Source organism: Streptomyces sp. NPDC101219 (assembly GCF_044767675.1).
Classification (GTDB): Bacteria; Actinomycetota; Actinomycetes; order Streptomycetales; family Streptomycetaceae; genus Streptomyces.
The window spans coordinates 74,491-96,576 of sequence record NZ_JBIWOK010000020.1 but is presented as its reverse complement, the minus strand read 5'-3'; the positions used below and the strand labels follow the sequence as shown (position 1 = coordinate 96,576).

Annotated in this window: 16 protein-coding genes and 1 pseudogene; 3 read left to right on the top strand and 14 right to left on the bottom strand. The window is 72.6% G+C overall.

The features are described from left to right. Positions 1-85: 85 nt before the first annotated feature. The 4 genes from ACIRPP_RS29485 to ACIRPP_RS29470 form a co-directional block, all read right to left on the bottom strand. Positions 86-1,681, bottom strand: coding sequence for a cation acetate symporter (locus ACIRPP_RS29485; RefSeq protein ID WP_403649000.1), 1,596 nt, complete (start codon positions 1,679-1,681; stop codon positions 86-88). Further along, a complete protein-coding gene (locus ACIRPP_RS29480) occupies positions 1,678-2,229 on the bottom strand; it encodes a DUF485 domain-containing protein (RefSeq protein ID WP_403648997.1) in 552 nt (183 codons plus the stop codon). The genes ACIRPP_RS29485 and ACIRPP_RS29480 overlap by 4 nt, the downstream gene beginning before the upstream one ends. A 154-nt stretch (positions 2,230-2,383) precedes the next feature. Beyond that, a complete protein-coding gene (locus tag ACIRPP_RS29475) occupies positions 2,384-2,665 on the bottom strand; it encodes a MarR family winged helix-turn-helix transcriptional regulator (RefSeq protein WP_403648994.1) in 282 nt (93 codons plus the stop codon). 136 nt (positions 2,666-2,801) lie between these two features. Continuing rightward, entirely contained in the window at positions 2,802-4,925 is a 2,124-nt protein-coding gene (locus tag ACIRPP_RS29470; RefSeq protein WP_403648991.1) for a type IIA DNA topoisomerase subunit B, read from the bottom strand. Positions 4,926-5,366: 441 nt separating this feature from the next. Here ACIRPP_RS29470 and ACIRPP_RS29465 point away from each other — a divergent pair, with 441 nt between their 5' ends. After that, positions 5,367-5,597, top strand: coding sequence for a hypothetical protein (locus tag ACIRPP_RS29465; RefSeq protein WP_164336075.1), 231 nt, complete (start codon positions 5,367-5,369; stop codon positions 5,595-5,597). A gap of 667 nt (positions 5,598-6,264) precedes the next feature. Here the strand turns inward: ACIRPP_RS29465 and ACIRPP_RS29460 are convergent. From ACIRPP_RS29460 to ACIRPP_RS29430, 7 genes and pseudogenes are all read right to left on the bottom strand, one after another. Beyond that, positions 6,265-7,092, bottom strand: coding sequence for a S1 family peptidase (locus tag ACIRPP_RS29460; RefSeq protein WP_403648988.1), 828 nt, complete (start codon positions 7,090-7,092; stop codon positions 6,265-6,267). 149 nt (positions 7,093-7,241) lie between these two features. Next, the gene (locus ACIRPP_RS29455; RefSeq protein ID WP_403648985.1) at positions 7,242-8,777 is read right to left on the bottom strand and encodes an RNA polymerase sigma factor; all 1,536 of its coding nucleotides are present in this window, start codon (positions 8,775-8,777) and stop codon (positions 7,242-7,244) included. Between the two features lie 402 nt (positions 8,778-9,179). Beyond that, a complete protein-coding gene (locus ACIRPP_RS29450; protein WP_403648982.1) occupies positions 9,180-10,070 on the bottom strand; it encodes a FadR/GntR family transcriptional regulator in 891 nt (296 codons plus the stop codon). A 163-nt stretch (positions 10,071-10,233) separates the two neighbouring features. Continuing rightward, positions 10,234-12,318: an ATP-binding cassette domain-containing protein gene (locus ACIRPP_RS29445; RefSeq protein ID WP_403648979.1), complete on the bottom strand. Its 2,085-nt coding sequence runs from the start codon at positions 12,316-12,318 to the stop codon at positions 10,234-10,236. Positions 12,319-12,412: 94 nt separating this feature from the next. Beyond that, on the bottom strand, positions 12,413-13,171 hold the full coding sequence (locus tag ACIRPP_RS29440; RefSeq protein WP_403648976.1) for an NUDIX domain-containing protein: 759 nt from the start codon (positions 13,169-13,171) through the stop codon (positions 12,413-12,415). 130 nt (positions 13,172-13,301) lie between these two features. Then, positions 13,302-13,706: pseudogene (locus ACIRPP_RS29435) on the bottom strand (glycogen debranching protein); the annotation flags it as partial. A 584-nt stretch (positions 13,707-14,290) separates the two neighbouring features. Beyond that, positions 14,291-16,234, bottom strand: coding sequence for a DUF4192 domain-containing protein (locus ACIRPP_RS29430; RefSeq protein WP_403648973.1), 1,944 nt, complete (start codon positions 16,232-16,234; stop codon positions 14,291-14,293). Positions 16,235-16,431: 197 nt separating this feature from the next. On the opposite strand from ACIRPP_RS29430, the gene ACIRPP_RS29425 reads away from it, so the two are divergent. Further along, positions 16,432-18,597, top strand: coding sequence for a RecQ family ATP-dependent DNA helicase (locus ACIRPP_RS29425; RefSeq protein ID WP_403648970.1), 2,166 nt, complete (start codon positions 16,432-16,434; stop codon positions 18,595-18,597). Positions 18,598-18,963: 366 nt separating this feature from the next. After that, positions 18,964-19,578, top strand: coding sequence for a hypothetical protein (locus ACIRPP_RS29420; protein ID WP_403648968.1), 615 nt, complete (start codon positions 18,964-18,966; stop codon positions 19,576-19,578). A gap of 273 nt (positions 19,579-19,851) precedes the next feature. On the opposite strand, the gene ACIRPP_RS29415 is transcribed toward ACIRPP_RS29420, so the two are convergent. From ACIRPP_RS29415 to ACIRPP_RS29405, 3 genes are all read right to left on the bottom strand, one after another. Beyond that, entirely contained in the window at positions 19,852-20,481 is a 630-nt protein-coding gene (locus ACIRPP_RS29415; protein WP_403648966.1) for a hypothetical protein, read from the bottom strand. Positions 20,482-20,549: 68 nt separating this feature from the next. Then, positions 20,550-21,251: a ribonuclease HII gene (locus ACIRPP_RS29410; protein WP_164348344.1), complete on the bottom strand. Its 702-nt coding sequence runs from the start codon at positions 21,249-21,251 to the stop codon at positions 20,550-20,552. A gap of 81 nt (positions 21,252-21,332) precedes the next feature. Beyond that, entirely contained in the window at positions 21,333-21,956 is a 624-nt protein-coding gene (locus tag ACIRPP_RS29405; RefSeq protein ID WP_403648963.1) for a TetR/AcrR family transcriptional regulator, read from the bottom strand. Positions 21,957-22,086 lie beyond the last annotated feature (130 nt).

Genomic DNA, 22,086 nt, shown 5'->3' with positions numbered 1-22,086 from the left:
GGCGGGGGAAGGAACCGTGCCCTCCCCTGCATACGCGTCCCGGCGCCGTCCGTCTCGGCCCGCGCCGTGGCGCGCGCGGGTGCCGCTACACGGCGCCCGCTCCGGTCAGGGACCGCACCTCGGTCTCCGCGTGCCGGGCCTCGTCCGGTGTGTCGCCGGACGTGACCGTGCCGAGCCAGCCCGCGAGGAAGCCCAGCGGGATGGACACCAGGCCGGGGTTCTGCAGCGGGAACACCTGGAAGTCGACGCCGGGGAAGAGTGATTCGGGGCTGCCGGACACCACCGGCGACACCAGGACCAGCAGCACGGCCGGGATCAGTCCGCCGTAGACCGCCCAGACGGCGCCACGGGTGGTGAAGCCGCGCCAGAACAGGGAGTAGAGCAGCACCGGCAGGTTGGCCGAGGCGGCCACGGCGAAGGCGAGGCCCACCAGGAAGGCCACGTTGAGGTCGCGGGCCAGCAGTCCGAGGGCGATCGCGACGACACCGATCCCGACGGCCGCGATGCGCGCGACGGCCACCTCGCTGTACGGCTTCCCGCAGCGGCGTCGCCGCAGCGAGGCGTAGAGGTCGTGGGCGACGGACGCGGAGGAGGCGAGCGTGATGCCCGCGACCACGGCGAGAATCGTGGCGAACGCGACGGCGGCGACGACCGCGAACAGCACGGTGCCGCCCGTGGAACCGGCTCCGCCGCCCAGGTCGAGCGCCAGCAGGGGGACCGCCGTGTTCCCCGAGGCGTTGGAGGCGCGCACCGTGTCGCTGCCGACGAGGGCGGCGGCGCCGAACCCGAGCACGATCGTCATCAGGTAGAAGCCGCCGATGAGGCCGATGGACCACACGACCGAGCGGCGGGCCGCCCGCGCCGTGGGCACGGTGTAGAACCGGGACAGGATGTGCGGCAGACCGGCCGTGCCCAGCACCAGGGCCAGGCCGAGGCTGATGAAGTCGAAGCGGGCGGTCAGGTCACTGCCGTAGGCGAGTCCCGGCGCGAGGAACGCCTCGCCGTGGCCGCTGCGTTCGGCGGCCGTGAGGAGCAGCCGGTTGAAGTCCCCGTGGAAGCGCAGCAGGACGAGCACGGTCAGCGCGATGGTGCCGCCGAGCAGCAGGACCGCCTTGACGATCTGGATCCAGGTGGTGGCCCGCATCCCTCCCAGGGACACGTAGATCACCATGAGTGCTCCGACGCCGATCACGGCCCACGACTGTGCCGCCGTGCCGGAACCGCCGAGCAGCAGCGCGACGAGCGTGCCCGCGCCCACCATCTGCGCCACCAGGTACAGCACGGACACGGCGACCGAGGAGGTTCCCGCCGCGATGCGCACCGGCCGTTCCCGCATGCGCGCGGCGACGACGTCGGCGAGCGTGAACCGGCCGCAGTTGCGGACCAGTTCCGCCACCAGCAGGAGGACCACCAGCCAGGCCACCAGGAAGCCGACGGAGTAGAGCATGCCGTCGTAGCCGTAGAGGGCGATGAGACCGGAGATGCCGAGGAAGGAGGCGGCCGACATGTAGTCGCCCGCGATGGCAAAACCATTTTCCATCGGCGAGAAGAGGCGGCCGCCGGCGTAGTACTCCTCCGGCGATCCGTGCCGGTGGCGGCTCACCCAGGTGGTGATGGCCAGCGTGACCGCGACGAACCCGCTGAACAGCAGCAGTGCCGGCGTCTGGTGATCACCCGTCATGCCGCACCGCCCCGGCCGCGCGCGAGTTCCTGGGTCTCCCAGCGCAGGTCGAGTGCCGCGCGGTCCCGGCGCAGCCGCGCGTGCCGGGTGTAGGCCCAGGTCAGCAGGAAGGTGGTGAGGAACTGTCCGAGCCCCGCGAGCATCCCGACGTTCACGGCTCCGGCCACGGGCCGTGCCATCAGGTGCGGGGCGCTGGTGGCGGTCACCACGTACGCCACGTACCAGGCGAAGAAGGCGGCGGCGCCCGGGATCACGAAGCGGCGGTAGCGGCTGCGCACCTCCTGGAAGGCCGCGCTGCGCTGTACTTCGAGGTACACGTCCGCGTCGGCCGCGGCCCGGGGCTCCCGGCGGGCCGGCGGGGCGGGCACCGTGGCGGGTCCGGTGCCGGCTGACTCGCCCCAGCCCGAGGCGAGCGCGTCGTACCAGGGGTCGGTGTACCTCAGGTCGCCGGCCTCGTCGGGCGGTGTCTGGCGGGGTCCGCCGGCGGGACCGACGGCACTGTGATGACCACCCCCGGCACGGCGCGGGCGGTCGTTGTTCTGCTGCATGCCCAAGGATGGACAGAACGGGAAGATCCCCGACTCTTCTTCCCGAATCACTTCACCCCATCAGGTGACCCCGACGCAGGGGCAGCACCGGCGGGCGCGTCCGGGACGCCACCCCGGTCCGCGACGCGCCACGGGGCGGCAGAACGCGTCGTCGTCACCTTCGGTGAGGGCGGGGTCCGCCGGCCGGCGGGGAGGTCACCACCGTCTCCCGGATGTCGTCCAGCGCGTCGTCGAACAGGGCGCGGGCCCGGGTGAACCAGTCCGTCAGCACGGCGATCTCGTCGGCGTCGTAGTCACCGAAGAGGGCGGCCAGACGCTGGTGGAAGGGCCCGTACACCTCCAGGATGCGCTCCTGGGCCGTCTCCTCCATGACCACGTGGACGCGCCGGCGGTCGTCGGGGTCGGCGGTGCGCCGGATGTAGCCGGCCTTCTCCACAGCGCACCACAAGCCCCGACGGCCGTCCGCCCCCTGCGGGACTTCCCGCAGGGGGCGGACGCCGTCGCACGGCGGTGCCGGGCTCGCGTACGGCCCAGGTGTGCTGATCCGGCCTGATCCAGAACAAAGACCCTAGCTAGGCGTCGATGCGGGAACGGTCCAGGGTCGCCGCCGAGCTGGAGATGAACTCCTTGCGCGGCGCCACGTCATTGCCCATGAGCAGGTCGAAGACCTGCTCGGCCGCCTCCAGGTCGGTGAGGTTGATCCGGCGCAGGGTGCGGTGACGCGGGTCCATGGTGGTCTCGGCCAGCTGGTCGGCGTCCATCTCGCCGAGGCCCTTGTAGCGCTGGATGGAGTCCTTGTAGCGGATGCCCTTGCTCTGGAACTCCATGAGCTTGTCGCGCAGCTCCCGGTCCGAGTACGTGTAGACGTACTTGTCCTGGCCCTTCTTGGGCTGGACGAGCTCGATCCGGTGCAGCGGCGGCACGGCGGCGAACACCCGGCCCGATTCGACCATGGGCCGCATGTAGCGGTGGAACAGCGTCAGGAGCAGGGTGCGGATGTGGGAGCCGTCCACATCGGCGTCCGTCATCATGATGATCTTGCCGTAGCGGGCGGTGTCGATGTCGAAGGTCCGTCCCGACCCGGCTCCTATGACCTGGATGATCGCCCCGCACTCGGCGTTCTTGAGCATGTCCGTCACGGACGACTTCTGGACGTTGAGGATCTTGCCGCGGATCGGCAGGAGTGCCTGGAACTCGGAGTTCCGGGCCAGCTTGGCCGTGCCGAGCGCGGAGTCGCCCTCGACGATGAACAGCTCGCTGCGCTCGACGTCGTCGCTGCGGCAGTCGGCCAGCTTGGCGGGCAGCGAGGAGGTCTCCAGGGCCGTCTTGCGGCGCTGGGCGTCCTTGTGCTGGCGGGCGGCGATCCGGGTACGGGCCGCGGCCACCGCCTTCTCCATGACGACACGGGCCTGCTGGGCCGCGTCCCGCTTGCTGGAGGTCAGGAACGCCTTGAGCTCCTTGGAGACCACGTTGTTCACGATGCGCCGGGCGGCCGAGGTGCCGAGGACCTCCTTGGTCTGCCCCTCGAACTGCGGCTCGGCCAGCCGGACGGTGACGACCGCGGTGAGGCCCTCCAGGGCATCGTCCTTGACGATGTCGTCCTCGGCGACGCGCAGCAGCTTCTTGGCGCGCAGCACCTCGTTCATGGTCCTGGCCACGGCCGTCTCGAAACCGGCGACGTGGGTGCCGCCCTTGGGGGTGGCGATGATGTTGACGAACGACCGGACGGTCGTGTCGTAGCCGGTCCCCCAGCGCAGGGCGACGTCGACGCCGAGCTCCCGGGTCACCTCGGTGGGCGTCATCTGGCCGCGCTCGTCCAGGACGGGGACCGTTTCTTTGAACGTGCCCTGGCCGCTGAACCGGAGGGTGTCGCAGACGGGCCTGTCGGAGGCCAGGAACTCGCAGAACTCGCTGATGCCGCCGTCGAAGCGGAAGGACTCCTCACCCTTGCTTCCGCCGTCGCCGAGGCCGTACTCGTCCCGGACGACGATGGTCAGGCCCGGCACCAGGAACGCGGTCTGCCGAGCCCGCTGGTGCAGCGTCTCCAGGGAGAGCTTGGCGTCCTTGAGGAAGATCTGCCGGTCGGCCCAGTAGCGCACGCGCGTGCCGCTGCGGGTCTTGGGGATCTTCTTGATCTTGCGCAGTCCGCTGCCGGCCTCGAACTTCGCGTCCGGTCCCGACCCGCTGAACACGCCGGGAACACCGCGCCGGAAGCTGATCGCGTGGGTGTGCCCGCCGCGGTCCACCTCCACGTCCAGGCGGGCGGACAGCGCGTTGACGACGGAGGCGCCGACGCCGTGCAGACCGCCGGAGGCCGCGTAGGAGCCCCCGCCGAACTTGCCGCCGGCGTGCAGCTTGGTCAGGACGACCTCGACACCGGACAGACCGGTCTTCGGCTCGACGTCGACGGGAATGCCCCGGCCGTTGTCCCGGACCTCCACCGAACCGTCGTCGTGGAGGATCACGTCGATGTGGTCGCAGTAGCCGCCGAGGGCCTCGTCCACTGAATTGTCGATGATCTCCCACAGGCAGTGCAGCAGACCGCGACTGTCGGTCGACCCGATGTACATGCCGGGCCGTTTACGGACGGCTTCGAGCCCCTCGAGGACGAGCAGATGCCGAGCGGTGTAATTGGAACCGTCGCGGTCTGCTCCTGCCAGCAGAGCTGTGGACGGCACGGACGTCTCGGCGGTCACGCGGTTCGCTCCTCGCTGAATTTCAGATGGCGCCCTTATGGGTAAGGGCGGCGCTTCAGTCACCGGTGAGAGGGTACCGAGGCCTGATAGAGCCGTTGTCACGCCACCCTCGTCCCCGGACACCCTAGTCCAGAGTCGCATACCTGTTCGATCCCTCGATGGGGTGAAGCACACATCACGTTCCCTTCGAGGCATGAACCATTTAGGCTCCGGGCACGTCCTCATGAACGACCGGCAACCCAGCCGGGAGGGCCGACCACCCGAAGACGACGCGAATCCGTACGACACATCAGACACGCAATACGGCACATTCGCCGCCAACCGGCAACAGCCGACCTCTCGGAAAGATTTTTTCGAGAAGAAGCCCCGAGCGGGAACGTTTTGGGCCTGGTTGGATGTTGACCCTGGTACGACAGCTCGTCGAGCTAGAGAAGAGGCGACGTGACTACTGTTCTGACCCCCGCGAGCCCGCTGACGGCCGCCGATCGCTGCGACCGCTGCGGCGCCCAGGCATACCTGCGCGTCGTCCTGCTCAGCGGCGGAGAACTGCTCTTCTGCGCCCACCACGGCCGCAAGTTCGAGCCGGAACTCAAGAAGATCGCCGCTGAGATACAGGACGAGACCGAGCGTCTGACGTCCCCTTCGGCGACCGCTTCCGCCGAAGAGCGCTGACACTCGCGCACCACGACGAGCCAGACCGGCACAGGCCGGCCCTCGGGCGGCCACCTCCCCCACGGAGGTGGCCGCCCGGCTCATACCCGGGTGCGCTGCCGGGCTCTGCCCGGCTCACCTGCTCCGGCCGCCGGCCCGTGTCCGGCCGGCCTCTGCCTGTGCCTGTGCTGCCCGAGGCCTGGGGCGCTCCGAGGCACACGGTTCGGGCGCGGTTGCCCGCGTCCCGTCCCGGCTGCCCGCCGCCGTGGACTGCTCTGGTGCGGGGGCCTGAGGCCGCGTCGATCCCGTGACGGCCTGATCGATCCATCGGCCCGTCCGGCCGTGCAGCAGGACCCGCTCCGGCTGCCGCCCGTCCCGTGTGCGGGCGCCGTCCACAGCTCCTCAGCTCCTCGCCGCGCCTCGAACAGGCGCCGTACGGGGCGTGCAGCGCCACGCCAGGGCGCTTCCCACGCGTTCCGGGCCTCGTGGGCCTTAGCCGGGACGTCCAGCCCTGCAGGGGGCCCTCAAGCGACGGCCCCCGCTCCAGCACTCCAGGCTCCAGCACTCCGGCACGTCGGCATTGCCCCGACGCGGAGTGCACCCCGTACGGCCCCCGGGAGCAGGCATCTCCGGCCTACGTCAGGCGGCGCTGAGCAGCAGGGCCGGCCGAGCCGCGGCGTCGGGCGTCTCAGCCCCAGCCGAGCGTCCGCAGGACGTCGGAGACGCGCGTGTACACGCCCGGGCTGCCGGCCCAGCCGCAGCCGCTTCCCCACGACACCAGGCCGATCAGCCGCCCCTGGGCCACCAGCGGCCCGCCGCTGTCCCCCTGGCAGGCGTCCCGCCCGCCGGCGACCTCGCCCGCGCACAGCATCGTGTCGGCCCGGTAGGTGCCGTCGGCGTCGCCCGGGTACGCGGCCTGGCAGAGCCGGTCGGGCAGGACACGGACCCGCGCCGCGCGCAGGCTGCCCGCGTAGGAGCCGCCTCCCGTCATGTCCCCCCAGCCGTAGACGGTGGCGGGCGTGTCCGCCCGGTAGGCGGGGTCTCCGGTGGCGGCCATCCCGATCACCGAGTCCTCGGGCAGCGCCTCGGCCAGACTGAGCACGGCGAAGTCGCCCGAGTTGGTGCGGGCGTCGTAGCCCGGATTCACCCAGGTGGACCGGACCGCGATCTCCTTGCCCTCCTCGGAGAGCAGGTCCGTGCGCCCGGCGATGACCTTGAGGTCGCGCACCCCGTCCGGTGGGGCCCCCAGCACCTCCTTGTCCATGCAGTGCGCCGCGGTGAGCACGGTGGTCCGTCCGACGGCCACTCCCCCGCAGAACTGTCCCCCCCGGGTACCCCCGAACCGGTCACGGCTGGACAGCGCGACGGTCCAGGGACCCTCCGACACATCGACCGGGAAACCGCCGACGACGATGGTGTCGGCGGCCGCCGGAGCGGCCGATGTCAGCGGTATCGCGGCTGCCGCGGCCGCGAGAACCAGTGGCCGGGACAGGGCCCGGGCAAGGCGACGACGCATGCGCACTCCTCACACTGGGGTGGATGTTGAACACCCAGCGTGATCCACGGTGAGGGGAGCCGCACCCGCGGGACAGGGCGAATGGCCCGGCCCCCGCGTGCGGGGGCCGGGCCTTCGTCGGTGTGTCGTGTGCCTGAGTCGGCCGCGGTCTAGTCGAGGTAGTCGCGCAGCACCTGGGAGCGCGACGGGTGACGCAGCTTCGACATGGTCTTCGACTCGATCTGGCGGATGCGCTCGCGCGTGACGCCGTACACCTTGCCGATCTCGTCGAGGGTCTTCGGCTGACCGTCGGTGAGACCGAAGCGCATGGAGACGACGCCCGCCTCGCGCTCGGACAGGGTGTCCAGGACGGAGTGCAGCTGCTCCTGCAGCAGCGTGAAGCTGACCGCGTCGGCCGGCACGACGGCTTCGGAGTCCTCGATGAGGTCACCGAACTCGCTGTCGCCGTCCTCGCCCAGCGGGGTGTGCAGGGAGATGGGCTCGCGGCCGTACTTCTGGACCTCGATGACCTTCTCCGGGGTCATGTCGAGTTCCTTGGCCAGCTCCTCCGGGGTGGGCTCGCGGCCCAGGTCCTGGAGCATCTGGCGCTGGACACGCGCCAGCTTGTTGATGACCTCGACCATGTGCACCGGGATACGGATGGTGCGGGCCTGGTCGGCCATGGCGCGCGTGATCGCCTGCCGGATCCACCAGGTGGCATACGTGGAGAACTTGTAGCCCTTGGTGTAGTCGAACTTCTCCACCGCGCGGATCAGACCGAGGTTGCCCTCCTGGATCAGGTCCAGGAACAGCATGCCGCGGCCGGTGTAGCGCTTGGCCAGCGAGACCACCAGGCGGAGGTTGGCCTCCAGCAGGTGGTTCTTGGCGCGGCGGCCGTCCTCGGCGATGATCTCCAGCTCGCGCTTCAGCTTGGGCGCCAGCTTGTCGGAGTTGGCCAGCTTGTCCTCGGCGAACAGGCCCGCCTCGATGCGCTTGGCGAGCTCGACCTCCTGCTCGGCGTTGAGCAGCGGGACCTTGCCGATCTGCTTGAGGTAGTCCTTGACCGGGTCGGCGGTGGCACCGGCGGCGGCGACCTGCTGGGCGGGCGCGTCGTCCTCGTCCTCGTCGGACAGCACGAAGCCGGCGCTCTCGGTGCCCTCGGGCTCCTCCGTCGCGGGCTTGGCCTCTTCGAGGACTTCCTCCTCACCCGACTCCGCGGTGTCCTTCTTGGCCGCCGTCTTCTTGGCGGTGGTCTTCTTGGCCGCGGTCTTCTTCGCGGCCGTCTTCTTCGCGGTGGTCTTCTTGGCCGCGGCCTTCTTGGCGGGGACCTCCTCCTCGCCGGCCTCGTCCGCGGCGGGTGCCGCCGGGGTGGCGGCGGTGGCGGTGGCCTTCCGAGTGGTCGCCGACTTCGCCGCGACCGTCTTGGTGGCGGTGCGCTTGGCGGGGCTCTTCGCTGCGACGCTCTTGCGGGTGCGCTTGGGCTCTGCGGCACTGACCATCAGCGTCACACCCTCTTCCTCGAGGATCTGGTTGAGGCTGCGCAGTACGTTCTTCCACTGAGTGGCCGGAATCTGGTCAGCTTCGAAGGCCCGACGCACGTCATCGCCGGCGATCTGCCCCTCAGCCTTTCCCCGCTCGATGAGCGCCATGACAGAGACGGACTCGGCGATCTCCGGCGGGAGCGTACGGGATGTGCTGGCCGACACGAACAACCTCTCGGAACGTTGGAAAACGGCTTCCGGCCCCGTCCACGTCGGACCGGAGCCGACCGCCGACTTGGGGATTGGGCCGACGGTGCGGGTGGGTGCCGGGAGAGCACAGCGCCGTCATCGGCGTCCGTATTCCCTCCATGACTGCCACCAACTAGGTCATCGCGTTCTGCCCAGGAGCGTTACGTCCATTCCGCGTGGCCCGAGTCACACACCATAAACATGCAAGAACGGTCATATGCAGACAAACATGGACACAAAGGGGAGACGGTGTGGTCTCACCCCGTCGTCGTCCGCCGCTCCGTCGGACCCCGCGGGGTCCGACGGAGGACGGCCGGCCTGGCCCTGCCACAGGAGGGGGATGGCGGGCCGGGCTCCGCCGTCCGCTGCTGACCGCGATCAGTGCTCGCGGGGAGCGGGCACCACGCGTTCCACTTCGGGGTGGACGGTGAGGAGCTGCCGCATGGCCACCTCGGCCGCGGCGCCGTCACCGCCGGCGAGGGCGTCGACGATGCGGCCGTGGTGCCCCAGTGACGCCTCGGTGGGCCGCTCACAACCCGTGACCGGGCCGCCGGAGACGTGCAACGCGGCGGACACGATGCCGGACAGGTGCTCCAGCATGCGGTTGCCGGCGAGCTGGATCAGCAGCGAGTGGAACTCGGAGTCGGCCCGGGCGAACGTGAGCGCGTCACCCTGCCCCATGGCGTGGCCCATGATCTCCACCATGTCGGTGAGGCGCTGCTGCACGTCGTCGCGCCCGTGCCCGGCGGCCAGGCGGGCGGCCAGGGGCTCGATCGTCCACCGCAGCTCGCTGAGCTCGCGGCGCTGGTCGTCGCGCTGCGGCCCGAAGGCCCGCCACTCGATGATGTCCGGATCAAGAAGGTTCCAGTCGCTGACCGGGCGCACCCGCGTGCCCACGTTCGGGCGGGCGCTGACGAGACCCTTGGCCTCCAGCACCCGCAGCGACTCCCGGACGACGGTGCGGGAGACCTCGAAACGCTGGCCGATCTCCTCGGGGACGAGCGGGCGGTCGGCCCCCAGATCTCCCGAAACGATCATCTGTCCGAGCTGCTGGACGAGTTGGCCGTGCAGCCCACGCCCGCGGCTGCCCGCGGCGCGACGGCCCACCCGGGCCAGTTCCGGATCCGCGCCTTCGAAGACAGGGGGCCGCCCCATACGGTCGGTCGCGGGGGCCTCCGCGAAGGGGTAGCGGTCGAGTTCGCCCGGGTTCGCGAGGCCGGTGTCGGCGGTGCGGGCGGCGGTCATCATGGTGTGCGCAACGGTACTCACGCATCCTTTTTCGGCGCTGCTCCCAACTCCCTTGAGGGCTTTGGTGAAAAGCACACGAAAGGGTGATCGCTCACCCCGTCGCAATTGACGCCTTATCGGAAAGAAATGGGCTTTCCACGGGGAGTTGTGCGCACGGCCGTAACAGCAGCGACAGGGACAGTCGTCATCGGACTCTGCGGCGCCGCGTGCTCAGCAGGAACGCGCAGGCCAGAGCCATCACGGACAACGTCAGCGCCCCACCCACGGGTTGGCCGACCATCCGCAGCACCCCCTCCAGATAACGCTCTCCCCCGAAGGGCCAGCGGAGCGGCAGCACCTCGCGCAGCCGCTGCGGAAACCCGACCGCGGTTCGTACTTGCGTGCCCCGCGTCACCCACTCCACAACGGGCTCCACGAGGAGGGGCACCGCGAGCACGACGGCGAGCCCGGCGCTGGCGGAGCGGAACAGGCCCGCCCCCAGGACGCCGGCCCAGGCACAGCCGGTCACCAGGCCCAGCCAACTCGCACCCAGCGGCAGCCAGTCGGCGGGCGGGACCTCGGCGATCTCCCGCCCGTGGACGAGATACAGCACCTGGGCGTCGCAGCCGACGGTCAGCACCGCCAGCAGCACCGCGGAGACCGAGGCGACGAACAGCTTGGCCGTCAGCAGGCCCAGCCGCCGGGACACGGTGCCACGGTCCGCCGCCAGCACCGGGTGACGGAACTCCTCACCGAAGGCCAGCGCCCCGAGCAGCCCCGCCCCGATCGCCGCGGGCGGCAGGGGCAGCTCCCTCGGCCACGCGGCCAGCAGCCGCGGCTGCGGGGTGTGGCCGATACGGGCCAGCAGGACGGCCGTGAGCGCGGAGACGACGATCACCGCCACGGCCACGCGCAGGGCGGTGCCGGTGCCTGCGGCACGGCGGAGTTCGTAGCGCAGGGGGCGCAGGGGCGCGGGAGCGGTGCGGACGGAGAGCGGCGGCGGAAGCTGCACGGATGCCGTATGCGCCGTGGGGGAGGGGGCCGTGGGGGCCGTGTCGGCGGGCCCGGCGGGGGCGCGATGGGGGGCGGTTGGCGTTGCCGGGGGCGCTGGGGGCTGGTGTGCTCCGTCGGCCGGGTCCGGCTCCGGGTCTGCTTCCGGATCCGCGGTCGGCTTCGGATCCGCGGTCGGTCTCGGCTCCGCGGTCGGCTTCAGCTCCGCGGTCGGGGCGGTCGAGGGGGCGAGGAGGAGCTCGCCGCCGGGGGTGGGGGCGGTCTCGGGCCCGGGTGCCGGGTCGGGGGGAGACGTGGAGGCGGGGGCGGTGTGAGCAGTGTGGCCCGTGAGGGTGGTGGGCGCGGTGGCGGTGGCAGGGGTGGTGGGGGTGGTAGGGCCGGTGGGGTGATCGTTCCCGGCCCCCGGGCCCATGTCACCGACCTCGTCGGCCAGTTGGTGCACGACGATGCCGTGGCGGAACGCGATCTCGCCGACGTCGGCGCACGTACTGCCGTAGACGCAGAGGCGGTTGCCGCCTTCTTGCACGACCTCCACAGAACGGCGGGCGGTACGGGCCTCCTTGCTGAGGAGTGCCGAGAGTCGGGCGGCATGAGGGCTCCGGACGGCCACGCGGGGGCGCAACCGGGTACGGGAGAACTCCGCGCCGTCCTGGTCGGCGACGACTCTTCCCCCGTCGAGGGTGACCACGTGGTCCCCGATCCGGGCCGCTTCCTTGGGGTCGGCGGTCGCGCAGAGGACGGTGCCGCCCTGGTCGGCGTGGGCGCGGAGCAGGGCGTGCAGCCAACGGTGTTCGCGTGGGGGGAGTCCACGGGTGGGCTGGTCGAGCACCAGCGTGTGCGGGTCGGCCAGCAGGGCGCAGGCCAGGCCGAGGCGACGGTCCGCACCTCGGGAGAGGGTGCCGAGGCGTTCGTCGCGCAGGCTCACCAGGCCGACCGCTTCGAGGACTTCGTCGGCCCGCCCGGCCGGCGCACCGACGGCGGCGCACAGCATGCGCAGATGTCCGCGGGCCGTACGGGCGGGGTGACCCGGTACGTCGCCCAGCAGCACGCCGACCTCACGTGCGGGCTGGGTGATGCGGTGCAGCGGGCGTCCCCTGAAGTGGGCCACGCCCCGGCCGCGTTGCAGTCCGAGCAGGAGTCTGAGTGCCGTGGTCTTGCCCGCGCCCGGTGCTCCGAGCAGCGCGGTGACGCGGCCCGCGTGCGCCTCGAAGGAGACGTTGTCGACGGCGGGCGGAAGCTCTTTGCGGGGGTTGCTGGTCAGTCCGATGGCCTCGATCACCCGAAGCAAGATAGCGCGCCATATCGGGTTTTCCGGGCACCACGGGGCACTCCGGGCCCGAGGGGATCGGGGTGGCCGGCCGAACCGGCCGGTGTCACACCTCGGGGCGCAGCATCGGCGGGTTGAGCAGGGTCGCTCCACCGGCCCGGAAGAGCTGGGCGGGCCGTCCTCCCTGGCGGGTCGTGGTGCCGCCGGTGGGGACGAGGAATCCCGGGGTGCCCGTGACCTTGCGGTGGAAGTTGCGCGGGTCGAGGGCCACGCCCCAGACCGCCTCGTACACCCTGCGCAGCTCGCCCACGGTGAACTCGGGCGGGCAGAACGCCGTGGCCAGGGACGAGTATTCGATCTTGGAGCGGGCCCGCTCCACGCCGTCCGCCAGGATCTGCGCGTGATCGAAGGCGAGGGGTGTCACCTGCTCGTCGTCCCTGCCGTAGCCGCCGAGCAGCAGCAGTTCCTCGACCGGTGCCCAGCGGGCGTTGCTGGCGTCGCCGCCGGCCCGGGGTGCGGGCAGGTCGGGGGCGAGGGCGAGGTGCGCGACGCTGACGACCCGCATCCGGGGATCACGCTTGGGGTCGCCGTACGTGGCGAGTTGTTCGAGGTGGGCGCCGTTGTCCTGGACCGGAACACCGGGGTCGTGCACCCGCAGGCCGGTCTCCTCGGCCAGTTCGCGCGCCGCCGCCTGGGCCAGGTCCTCGTCGGCGCGCACGAACCCGCCGGGGAGGGCCCAGCGCCCCTGGAAGGGAGGCTCGCCCCTACGGACCGCCAGCGCGCACAGTGAATGGCGGCGCACGGTCAGCACGACCAGGTCCACGGTGACGGCGAAGGGCGGAAAGGCTGACGGGTCGTAGGGCATGCCGTGATCATAGTCGTCTTCCTGACGATAAGCACTCCCTTCGCCGACCCCGGCGACGCCTGATCGACGTCGGTCATGAACGGTCACCCGATCCTGTTCCGCTCGCCTCGCCGAAGGGTGTCGCGGCAGGTCACACGCCCAGCTGCAAGCCGTCGGCGGCCTCCTCGACGACGGCGACACCGAGTCGGCCGACCCATAGGGAGAAGGATGCGCCGGCGACGCGCAGCCCGGTGAGGCGCAGCTCCCCGCGCGGGGCGCTGCGCATCGGGTGCAGGGACACCGCCCCGGCGGGGGCGTCAGGGCGGATGCCGGCCGCGGTGGTCAGCGGCAGCACCACGGCGGCCGCTGGCGTGGCGGCGGTGCGGCAGGCCGCCGGGTGCGGCAGCGGCGCGCTCCCCTCCGTCCGCTGCTCCCCGGCGTACATCACTGGCAGCCGGTGATCGAACGCCTCGGCCGCCGCCAGGACGCCCCGCAGCAGCGACGTCACCTCCGTCTCGTGGCCCGCGGCGGCGAGGCCCGCCACGGCCAGGGCGGAACTGGGAGGGTGCGCGTGTGTCCGTGTCCGACGCCGTACCCGGGGCGCCCAGGGCCCAGCTCGGCCTGCCCGGTGGCGGTGGCGCGGACGCGCAACGTCGCCCACCGCTCGTGGGGCGTCCCGCCCCGGGGTCCTGCTGGCCGTTGTCCAACACCACGGACCCCGGGTGGCCGCCCGGCTGCCCCGCACGCTCCGCAACGGACGGCCGTCACCCGGCTGCCCGGCACGCTTGGCAACGGAGCGGCCGTCACCCGGCTGTCCCGCCGGCTCGGCGACGGAGCGGTGGTCGTCGTCCACCGGGGCGGCCGGAGGCGGGCCGGCCGGAGGTGCCGGGGCCCGCGGGGGCACCGGGGCGGGCGGCGGAGACGGCTCGTGCATGGACGGGCTTCTTTGCGCTCGACGAGCCTTCGGCGCGGCCGCCGAGAACGGGCTCCGGCCGGCCCGGCGGCGGATCGGCATCGCGCCCGCTGCGGACGCGCTGCCACCCATCCCACGTGAACGCCCCCGCCCGTCCCGGGTCACGCGCGCCGCGAGGTGACGCCCGGGACCGCGCCCCGGCAGCGGTGGGCCCCCGTGCTCACCCCTCAGTCCTCCCCTTCCGCACCCTCGGTGTCGCTCCACGGCCTGCCGGACGGTGTGCCCCCTCCGCAGGCACCGGCGGCGGGTCGGCGCGGGCCGCCCGGGCCCGGCCCGCCGGGGCGTGCCCCCGCCGGACGCGTACCGCCGTCGGCCGCGCCACCCGGGCGGGAGGCCCGCCGAGCACCTCCGCCCGGGTGCGTGGCAGTCGCGGGGATCCGCTGGCGGGGAATCCGCGCGCTCGGCCGACGGCCGTCGGTACGCGACCGGCGGGGCGACGCGCCGCCGGGGCCCGGCACCCGAGCACGGCTCCGACGGCGCGACGAGGTGTCCCGGACCCGGAGACCCTCGCGCCCGGGGGTCGCGGGACCTTCGGACCCGGAGGGATCGGAGGGCCCGGAGGACGTGGGAGCCGCAGCACCACCGGCTCCAGTCGCACTACCCGCACCAACCGCGTCACCCACGCCACCCACGCCTTGAGCGGCTCCATCGCCTCCCACAACCCGGACGCCACGCGCCCTCTCAGCGGGTCCACCAGCCCCTACCGGTCGCCCCGACGCGACAGCCCCATCGCTGCCCCGCCCGCCGTCACCGTCACGTTCTCCCGCACCGGAACCGGCCCCGGCGCCGTCACCGCCCCCGGTCCGGCTCGACCGTTCGGAGCGCAGGCAGCGCCGGACCGACTCCGGGTCGAGTCCCTCGTTGCACGCCTGGTGCAGCAGCCGGGCGAAGAGGTAGTCGGGGTCCGCGCCGAGGGCCATGGCGAGGGCCTCCCGCGCCTCGAGCTCGTCGCCGGTGGACCACGCGACCCAGCCGGCCAGGGTGAGCGGAGCCGCGGCATGCTCGCCGTACGGTCCGCTGCAGCGGCGCGCGAGCGCTCGCCACAGGCGGAGGGCGGGGGCCGCGTCGTCGCCCTCCATCCACTCGGCCGCGCGGTCGCGGGTCGTGCGGTCCTGCAGTCCGAGGATCAGGGTCGCGGCCTCGTCGTGTCGGATCAGGTCGTCGTCGCGCAGGTCGGACGGAAGGGCGCCGGAGACGGTCGGGGTGGCTGCGAGGCGGCGCAGGACCCGCTCGGCGAGGCGCAGGGTCTCGTCGGCCACCGCCGCGCGGCCCGCCTCGTCGAGGATCCTGGGCACCAGCTCCAGACCGGCGGCGCCGAGGGCGGCCTCCTGGTCGACGGTGGCGGAGCCCTCCCTCGGCAGCAGCCTGGCACGGAGTTCGCGCAGGGTGCCCCGGACCTGGAGTCCGGCGTAGGTGGCCGCGGCGGCCAGCACCGACGTGCCGGCGAGGCCCATGGGGGTGCCGGCCGCCGGACAGCATTCCTGGTTGTCGCAGCAGTACGACCAGTACCGGCCGTCGGAGACGCACAGCGCCTCCACCACCGGGACGTCGAGGGCGCCGCACTCCACACGCAGCGCGTGGGCCAGGGGCGTGAGATGTTCCTTGACCTGCCTGCCGGTCCCGCCCCTGTCCGGTTCCCGGCAGAGGAAGAGGATCATCTGCTCGGGCCGGGCGCTCCGGCGTGCGCTTGCGTTGATCAGGCCCTGGGCCAGCTGCCGGGCGGCGGCCGGCCAGTCGTCCCGGTTGGCGGGGATGCCCAGCCGGGCCCGGCCGCCGAACCGGCCCTGCCCGTCCTTGTCGTGCAGGGCGACCAGGACGATGCTGTCCTCGGGCCGGTACCCGAGGAGGTAGGGCAGCGCGTCGGCGAGTTCGGCGGGGCTGCGGAGGGTGACCTGCTGGGTGTCGCCGTGGCTCCGGTACGACGTGGTGCAGGAAATGTCCGGCGCGGGGCGAGGGGGAGGCCGGTCGCCGTCCCGGTCGGGGTGCGCCGGCGTGGGCGCGGCGGAATCCGCGGGTCCGGCGACGCCGCTGCGCTCCAGCGCCTCCTCGAGGCCGTGGTCGGCCCGGTCGCCGTTTTCGGGGGATCCGGTCGCTTCGCTGTGGTTCGTCATGCGGAGACGATCTCGCGGATCACACCCTCCCGCTGGCCCTGTGGATAACTCCGGTCAGGGGCACGTCAGGGGGGGGACGTCGGGGGAACGTCGTGGGGCGACCTCGTAAGGCAGAGGGCACGCCACAAGACACCTCCGCCGGCGCCTCCGCGCCGCTCACCGGCCCGTCTGTCGGTGCCGTCCTGTTGTATGGGGGCATGGAGCACACGAGCAACGCGGATCTCCGGGCGGCCGCCGACACGGTTCTCGCCCGTCTCGTCGGGGACGACTCGGGCGAGGCCCGGCTTCGCGAGGACCAGTGGCGGGCCATCGAGGCTCTGGTCGCGGAGAAGCGCCGGGCGCTCGTCGTACAGCGCACCGGATGGGGCAAGTCCGCGGTCTACTTCGTGGCCACGTCACTGCTGCGTGCCCAGGGCAGCGGCCCCACGGTCATCGTCTCCCCGCTGCTCGCGCTGATGCGCAACCAGGTCGAGGCCGCCGCCAGGGCCGGCATCCGGGCCCGCACCATCAACTCGTCGAACATCGAGGAGTGGGACACCGTCCAGGACGAGATCGGCGCGGGCACCGTCGACGTTCTCCTGGTGAGCCCCGAGCGGCTGAACAACCCGGACTTCCGTGACCGGGTCCTGCCCGAACTGGCCGCCGCGACGGGGCTGCTGGTCGTGGATGAGGCCCACTGCATCTCCGACTGGGGTCACGACTTCCGTCCGGACTACCGCCGCCTGCGCACCATGCTCGCGGACCTGCCCGCGGGTGTGCCCGTGCTCGCGACCACCGCGACGGCCAACGCCAGGGTGACCGCCGACGTGGCGGAACAACTGGGTACGGGGGGTTCGACCGACGCGCTCGTGCTGCGCGGCCCGCTGGACCGCGACAGCCTGAGCCTGCACGTGCTGCGGCTGCCGGACGCGGCCCACCGGATGGCCTGGCTCGCCGATCACCTCGACGACCTGCCGGGTTCCGGCATCGTCTACACCCTCACCGTGGCGGCCGCGGAGGAGGTCACCGCCTTCCTGCGGCAGCGCGGCCACACGGTCTCGGCCTACACCGGCAAGACGGAGAACGCCGAACGGCAGCAGGCCGAGGAGGATCTGCTCGCCAACAAGGTGAAGGCGCTGGTCGCCACCTCCGCACTCGGCATGGGCTTCGACAAACCCGACCTCGGTTTCGTGGTGCACCTCGGCTCGCCCTCCTCGCCCATCTCCTACTACCAGCAGGTCGGCCGCGCCGGCCGCGGGGTGCGGCACGCCGAGGTCCTGCTGCTGCCGGGCCAGGAGGACGAGGCGATCTGGGAGTACTTCGCCTCCCTCGCCTTCCCCTCGGAGGAACTGGTCCGCCGCACGCTGGACATCCTCGCGGACGCCGGCCGGCCCATGTCGCTGCCCGCTCTCGAACCCCTCGTGGAGCTGCGGCGTTCCCGTCTGGAGACCATGCTCAAGGTCCTCGACGTGGACGGCGCGGTACGGAGGGTCAAGGGCGGATGGACCGCCACCGGGCAGCCGTGGACGTACGACGCGGAGCGGTACGCGTGGGTGGCGCGGCAGCGCAAGGCCGAACAGCAGGCGATGCGGGAGTACGCGTCGACCACCGGCTGCCGGATGGAGTTCCTGCAGCGCCAGCTGGACGACGAGGCCGCCAAGCCCTGTGGCCGCTGCGACAACTGCGCGGGCGCCCGCCACTCGGCCGAGGCGTCCACCGCGGCGCTGGAGGCGGCTCGCACGGACCTCGGCCGCGCCGGTGTCGAGGTGGAGCCGCGGCGCATGTGGCCCACCGGGCTGCCGGCCATCGGCATGGACCTCAAGGGGCGCATTCCCGCCGGGGAACTCGCTGCTCAGGGGCGTGCGTTGGGCCGCCTGTCGGACATCGGCTGGGGCAACCGGCTGCGGCCGATGTTCGCGTCCGGCGCGCCGGACGGGCCGGTCCCGGACGACGTGGCCAAGGCGGTGGTCGGAGTGCTGGCCGACTGGGCGAGGGGCCCCGGGGGGTGGGCGTCGGGCGGTGCGGACGCCGTCGCGCGTCCGGTCGGCGTGGTCACCATGGCCTCCCGCACCCGCCCGGTGCTGATCCGGTCCTTGGGGTCGCGTATCGCGGAGATCGGGCGGCTGCCGTTGCTGGGCTCGCTGGAGTACACCGGCGAGGCGTTCCCGGCGTCCCGCAGCAACAGCGCCCAGCGGCTGAAGGCCCTCGACGGGGCGCTGGCGGTGCCGCCCGCGCTGGCCGCCGCCCTGGCGAAGGAGGAGGGCCCGGTCCTCCTCGTGGACGACTACACGGAGACGGGCTGGACCCTCGCGGTCGCCGCGCGTCTGCTGCGGCGGGCGGGGGCGTCCGGGGTGCTGCCGCTGGTCCTGGCCGTGCAGGGGTGATCCCGCCGGTCCCGGGGGCCACGCGCGGGGTCGGGGGCGTCCCGGCGGCCGGGTCCGGCCGGCCGCCGCCCGTCCTCGGGGACGCTCCGTGCACGGCCCCCGACGGCCCGCACCCGTGGGGTGTACGCACGTGCCGGGACCGGATGCTCCCGGCGGGATTCGGGAGGACAGCGGGCGGGGATATTAGCCGTGCATCGTCCGATAACGGTCGCCTGCCCCAATTGCTCGTTGCCGCGCTCCGGTTCGGCAGGAAGAATTGAGGTCCGCACCCGCACGGCCCGTCTGCCGCTCAGGTAGGGCGCTGTTGCGTGCGCGCTCCCCCGAATCCGTCACCGCCCTCTCGTGGGCGTAGCCGAAGGGAGGACCGTGACCTTCGGATTCGCCCCGTCCTCGGCGGCATCGCTGTCGGCGACCGCCGCTTGCGCTCACCGAGTGCTCGAACCCGCGGAGTGGGCCGCCGCGGGCATCCCGCTGCTGCGCAATCCGCGTGAGGTCGTCAGCGGGCTGCACGCCCGCCACTGTCCCGGACCGTCGACCGCGGTCGTCGCCGTGCTGGACCACGACGAACGGCTCTGCGCGAGCGCGTCGTTCACCCGTCGTCCGGCCCCGGCGGACGGCTGGGTGTTCCGCAACGCCCTGCTCGCCCAGTTGCGCCGGGTCATCCCGCACGACCTGCGCCGCCGGACGCCGGTGCGCACGGCCGTGCTCCTGTACTGCAGGGAGGGGGACGCGCGGTGGACCGAGGAGGACGGTGCGTGGATGTGGGGCCTGCGGGACGCCTGCACCCTGCACGGGCTGCGCTGCGGCGCGTACATCACGCTGACGCGTGACGGCTGGCAGGTCCTCGGTGAGGGCCGGGGCGGCCGCCGCCCCAGCGCCGGTTCGGCACCCGAGCCGGTAGCCCTGTCCGAGGCGCCTCCCCGCATCCCTCGCACCGGCGGCGTCGCCTCGGAGGTCCTGCGCCGGGCAGCCGCGCGCTGACGTACCTCCGGGCCCTGCGACGTTCGGGGCAGCCGCGACGGGCTGCGCCCGACAGCCGGGCGCGTGACACCACGACGTCAGGGCTGCCGGACCCCGGTGGGGGCACAGGCAGTTCCGCAAGGGCTGCCGCACGCCGGTGGAAGCGCGCGCGGGCTCCGGTGGGGGCACCCGCAGTCCCGCCACGGCGCGTGGGCGGGCCAAGTCCCCCACCGCGGCCTTGTCCTGCGGAACCCGCGTGCCCCGGCGTCGGTGGCCGCCGGGGTGTCGCGTCGCTCAGACCCCCGCGCCCAGCACCGAGTTGATGCGCTGCGGGTCGCCGCAGACGATCAGCAGGGCGCCGGACTTGGCGTGGGCGGCCGACAGGGCGGCCACGGCCGCGGACTCCGGGCCGCCGTTGACGGCGACCACGACGACGGGCCGGGAACCGGCCCGGTCCGCGACGGCGGCGTCCGCGTAGAAGACGTCGTCGCCCGCGTCGTGCTGCGCCCAGTAGGAGGCCGCACCGAAGGACAGTTCGTGGGTGGCCCACGGGTGCGGCTCGCCAGTGGTGATCACCAGCACGTCACCGGGGGCGCGGCCCGAGTCCAGCAGCAGGTCCACGGCCTCCTCGGCGGCGTCGAGCGCCCCCTGCGGGGAAGCCGGGATCAACTGGACCTGCGCGGTGGCCGTTGCGGGGGCGGCCGGGCCGGAAGGGCCCGGCTTGGCCGAGGGGGTCGGGGCAGCCGCCGTGCGCTGCGCCGGCGGTGCGGACCGGTGCGGTCCGGGGCGGCCGGGACGCGGCGGAGCCGCGGGGCGGGGACCGGGTACGGGGCGGGGGGTCGGCGCGGTGCGGCCGCTGGACGGCGTGACGCGGGGACCCTGGGCACTCTCGTGAATCTGAGGCTCCTCGGGAATGAGAGGCATGGGCTGTTTTTTATCAAACGTTGGCACGGTTCGCGCCGCCGGGTGGCACATGAGTGCGAACGGAACGGTCAGAACTCGAAGCCGAGCTGACCGTCGATCGCCGGAACGCTTCCGTCCGTCCAGGTGCGGACCTTCTTGAGGTGCCGCCACTGGGGCAGCGCATCAAGATACGCCCACGACATCCGGTGGTACGGGGTGGGCCCCCGGACCTCCAGAGCGGCCTTGTGCACGGGCGACGGATACCCGGCGTTGTCCGCAAAACCGAAGTCTGCATGGTCGGTGCCCAGTTCGGCCATCATTTTGTCGCGCTGAACCTTGGCGATCACCGAGGCCGCCGCGACCGCCACGCACGACTGGTCGCCCTTGATGACCGTGCGGACCTTCCAGGGCGAGCCGAGGTAGTTGTGCTTGCCGTCCAGGATCACCGCGTCGGGGCGCACCGGCAGCGAGTCCAGTGCGCGGACCGCCGCCAGGCGCAGGGCGGCGGTCATCCCCATGTCGTCTATCTCCTCGGGCGACGCGTGCCCGAGGGCGTACGACGTGACCCAGGTCCGCAGCGTCTCGGCGAGTTCCGTACGCCGCTTGACGGTGAGGAGCTTGGAGTCGGTGAGCCCTTCGGGGGGCCGGCGCAGACCGGTGATCGCCGCGCAGACGGTGACCGGCCCGGCCCACGCGCCGCGCCCCACCTCGTCGACACCTGCAATGATCTTCGCCCCGGTTGTGGCGCGGAGTGAGCGCTCGACGGTGTGGGTGGGTGGTTCGTACGGCATGGCGCCCTTAGCGTACGCCGCCCGCCGCGCGCCGCGACACCCCGGCTCCCCTTCCGGCCCGCGGGCCCTTCCGCCGGCCGGTCAGGAAGCGTCCGGGCGAAGCAGCGGAACCATCAACTGGTCGATCATCTCCTCCAGATCGCGGTCCGCCCATTCACTCGCGCACATCTTGGTGCGGTACATCATCATCGCCGGAATGGCGTCGCACACATAGCCGTTGGCCGCGTCGGGGCGGACCTCTCCCCGCTGGATTCCCCGCTCGATCACCTCGCGCAGCATCTTGAGCGTCGGCTCGACGAGCCCTTCGACGATCACGGCGTGGAAGCGGTCGGCCTGCGAGGTGTCGCATTCGTGAATGACCGCGCGCAGGGCGTACCCGGGCCGGGAGAACATCGCGTCACGCGTGCGGATGCAGAGCGCCAGCAGGTCGTCCCGCACGCTCCCGAGGTCCGGCACCTCACCGAGGGGCGGCAGACCGGCCCGCAGGGCGTCCGCCACCAGGTCCTCCTTGGAGGGCCAGCGCCGGTAGACGGCGGCCTTGCCGGTCTGGGCGCCTGCGGCGACACCCTCCATGGTGAGGCCGTTCCATCCGACCGTACTGAGCTGGTCCACGGCGGCGTCGAGGATCGCGCGTTCCAGGACCGCGCCGCGGCGACGGGAACCGGTGGTCCGGGGCTGGGCATCGGCCCAGCTCGAAGTGTCCATCTGACTCTCTCCAACGAGCAGTGGAAGCGGGCATTCCGGGGATGGGGGGCGTGCCGCGCGGCCTCAACGGGGGACATGCCGGACGACGACGCATCGAGTGAACGCTTGCGTTCACTGTCGGGGAACTCCT

Bases quoted from the DNA above. Each gene is read 5' to 3' on its own strand.
- ACIRPP_RS29485 (WP_403649000.1), bottom strand. From the start codon at position 1,681: ATGACGGGTGATCACCAGACGCCGGCACTGCTGCTGTTCAGCGGGTTC.
- ACIRPP_RS29480 (WP_403648997.1), bottom strand. From the start codon at position 2,229: ATGCAGCAGAACAACGACCGCCCGCGCCGTGCCGGGGGTGGTCATCAC.
- ACIRPP_RS29460 (WP_403648988.1), bottom strand. From the start codon at position 7,092: ATGCGTCGTCGCCTTGCCCGGGCCCTGTCCCGGCCACTGGTTCTCGCG.
- ACIRPP_RS29440 (WP_403648976.1), bottom strand. From the start codon at position 13,171: ATGCCCTACGACCCGTCAGCCTTTCCGCCCTTCGCCGTCACCGTGGAC.
- ACIRPP_RS29430 (WP_403648973.1), bottom strand. From the start codon at position 16,234: ATGACGAACCACAGCGAAGCGACCGGATCCCCCGAAAACGGCGACCGG.
- ACIRPP_RS29425 (WP_403648970.1), top strand. From the start codon at position 16,432: ATGGAGCACACGAGCAACGCGGATCTCCGGGCGGCCGCCGACACGGTT.
- ACIRPP_RS29415 (WP_403648966.1), bottom strand. From the start codon at position 20,481: ATGCCTCTCATTCCCGAGGAGCCTCAGATTCACGAGAGTGCCCAGGGT.
- ACIRPP_RS29410 (WP_164348344.1), bottom strand. From the start codon at position 21,251: ATGCCGTACGAACCACCCACCCACACCGTCGAGCGCTCACTCCGCGCC.
- ACIRPP_RS29405 (WP_403648963.1), bottom strand. From the start codon at position 21,956: ATGGACACTTCGAGCTGGGCCGATGCCCAGCCCCGGACCACCGGTTCC.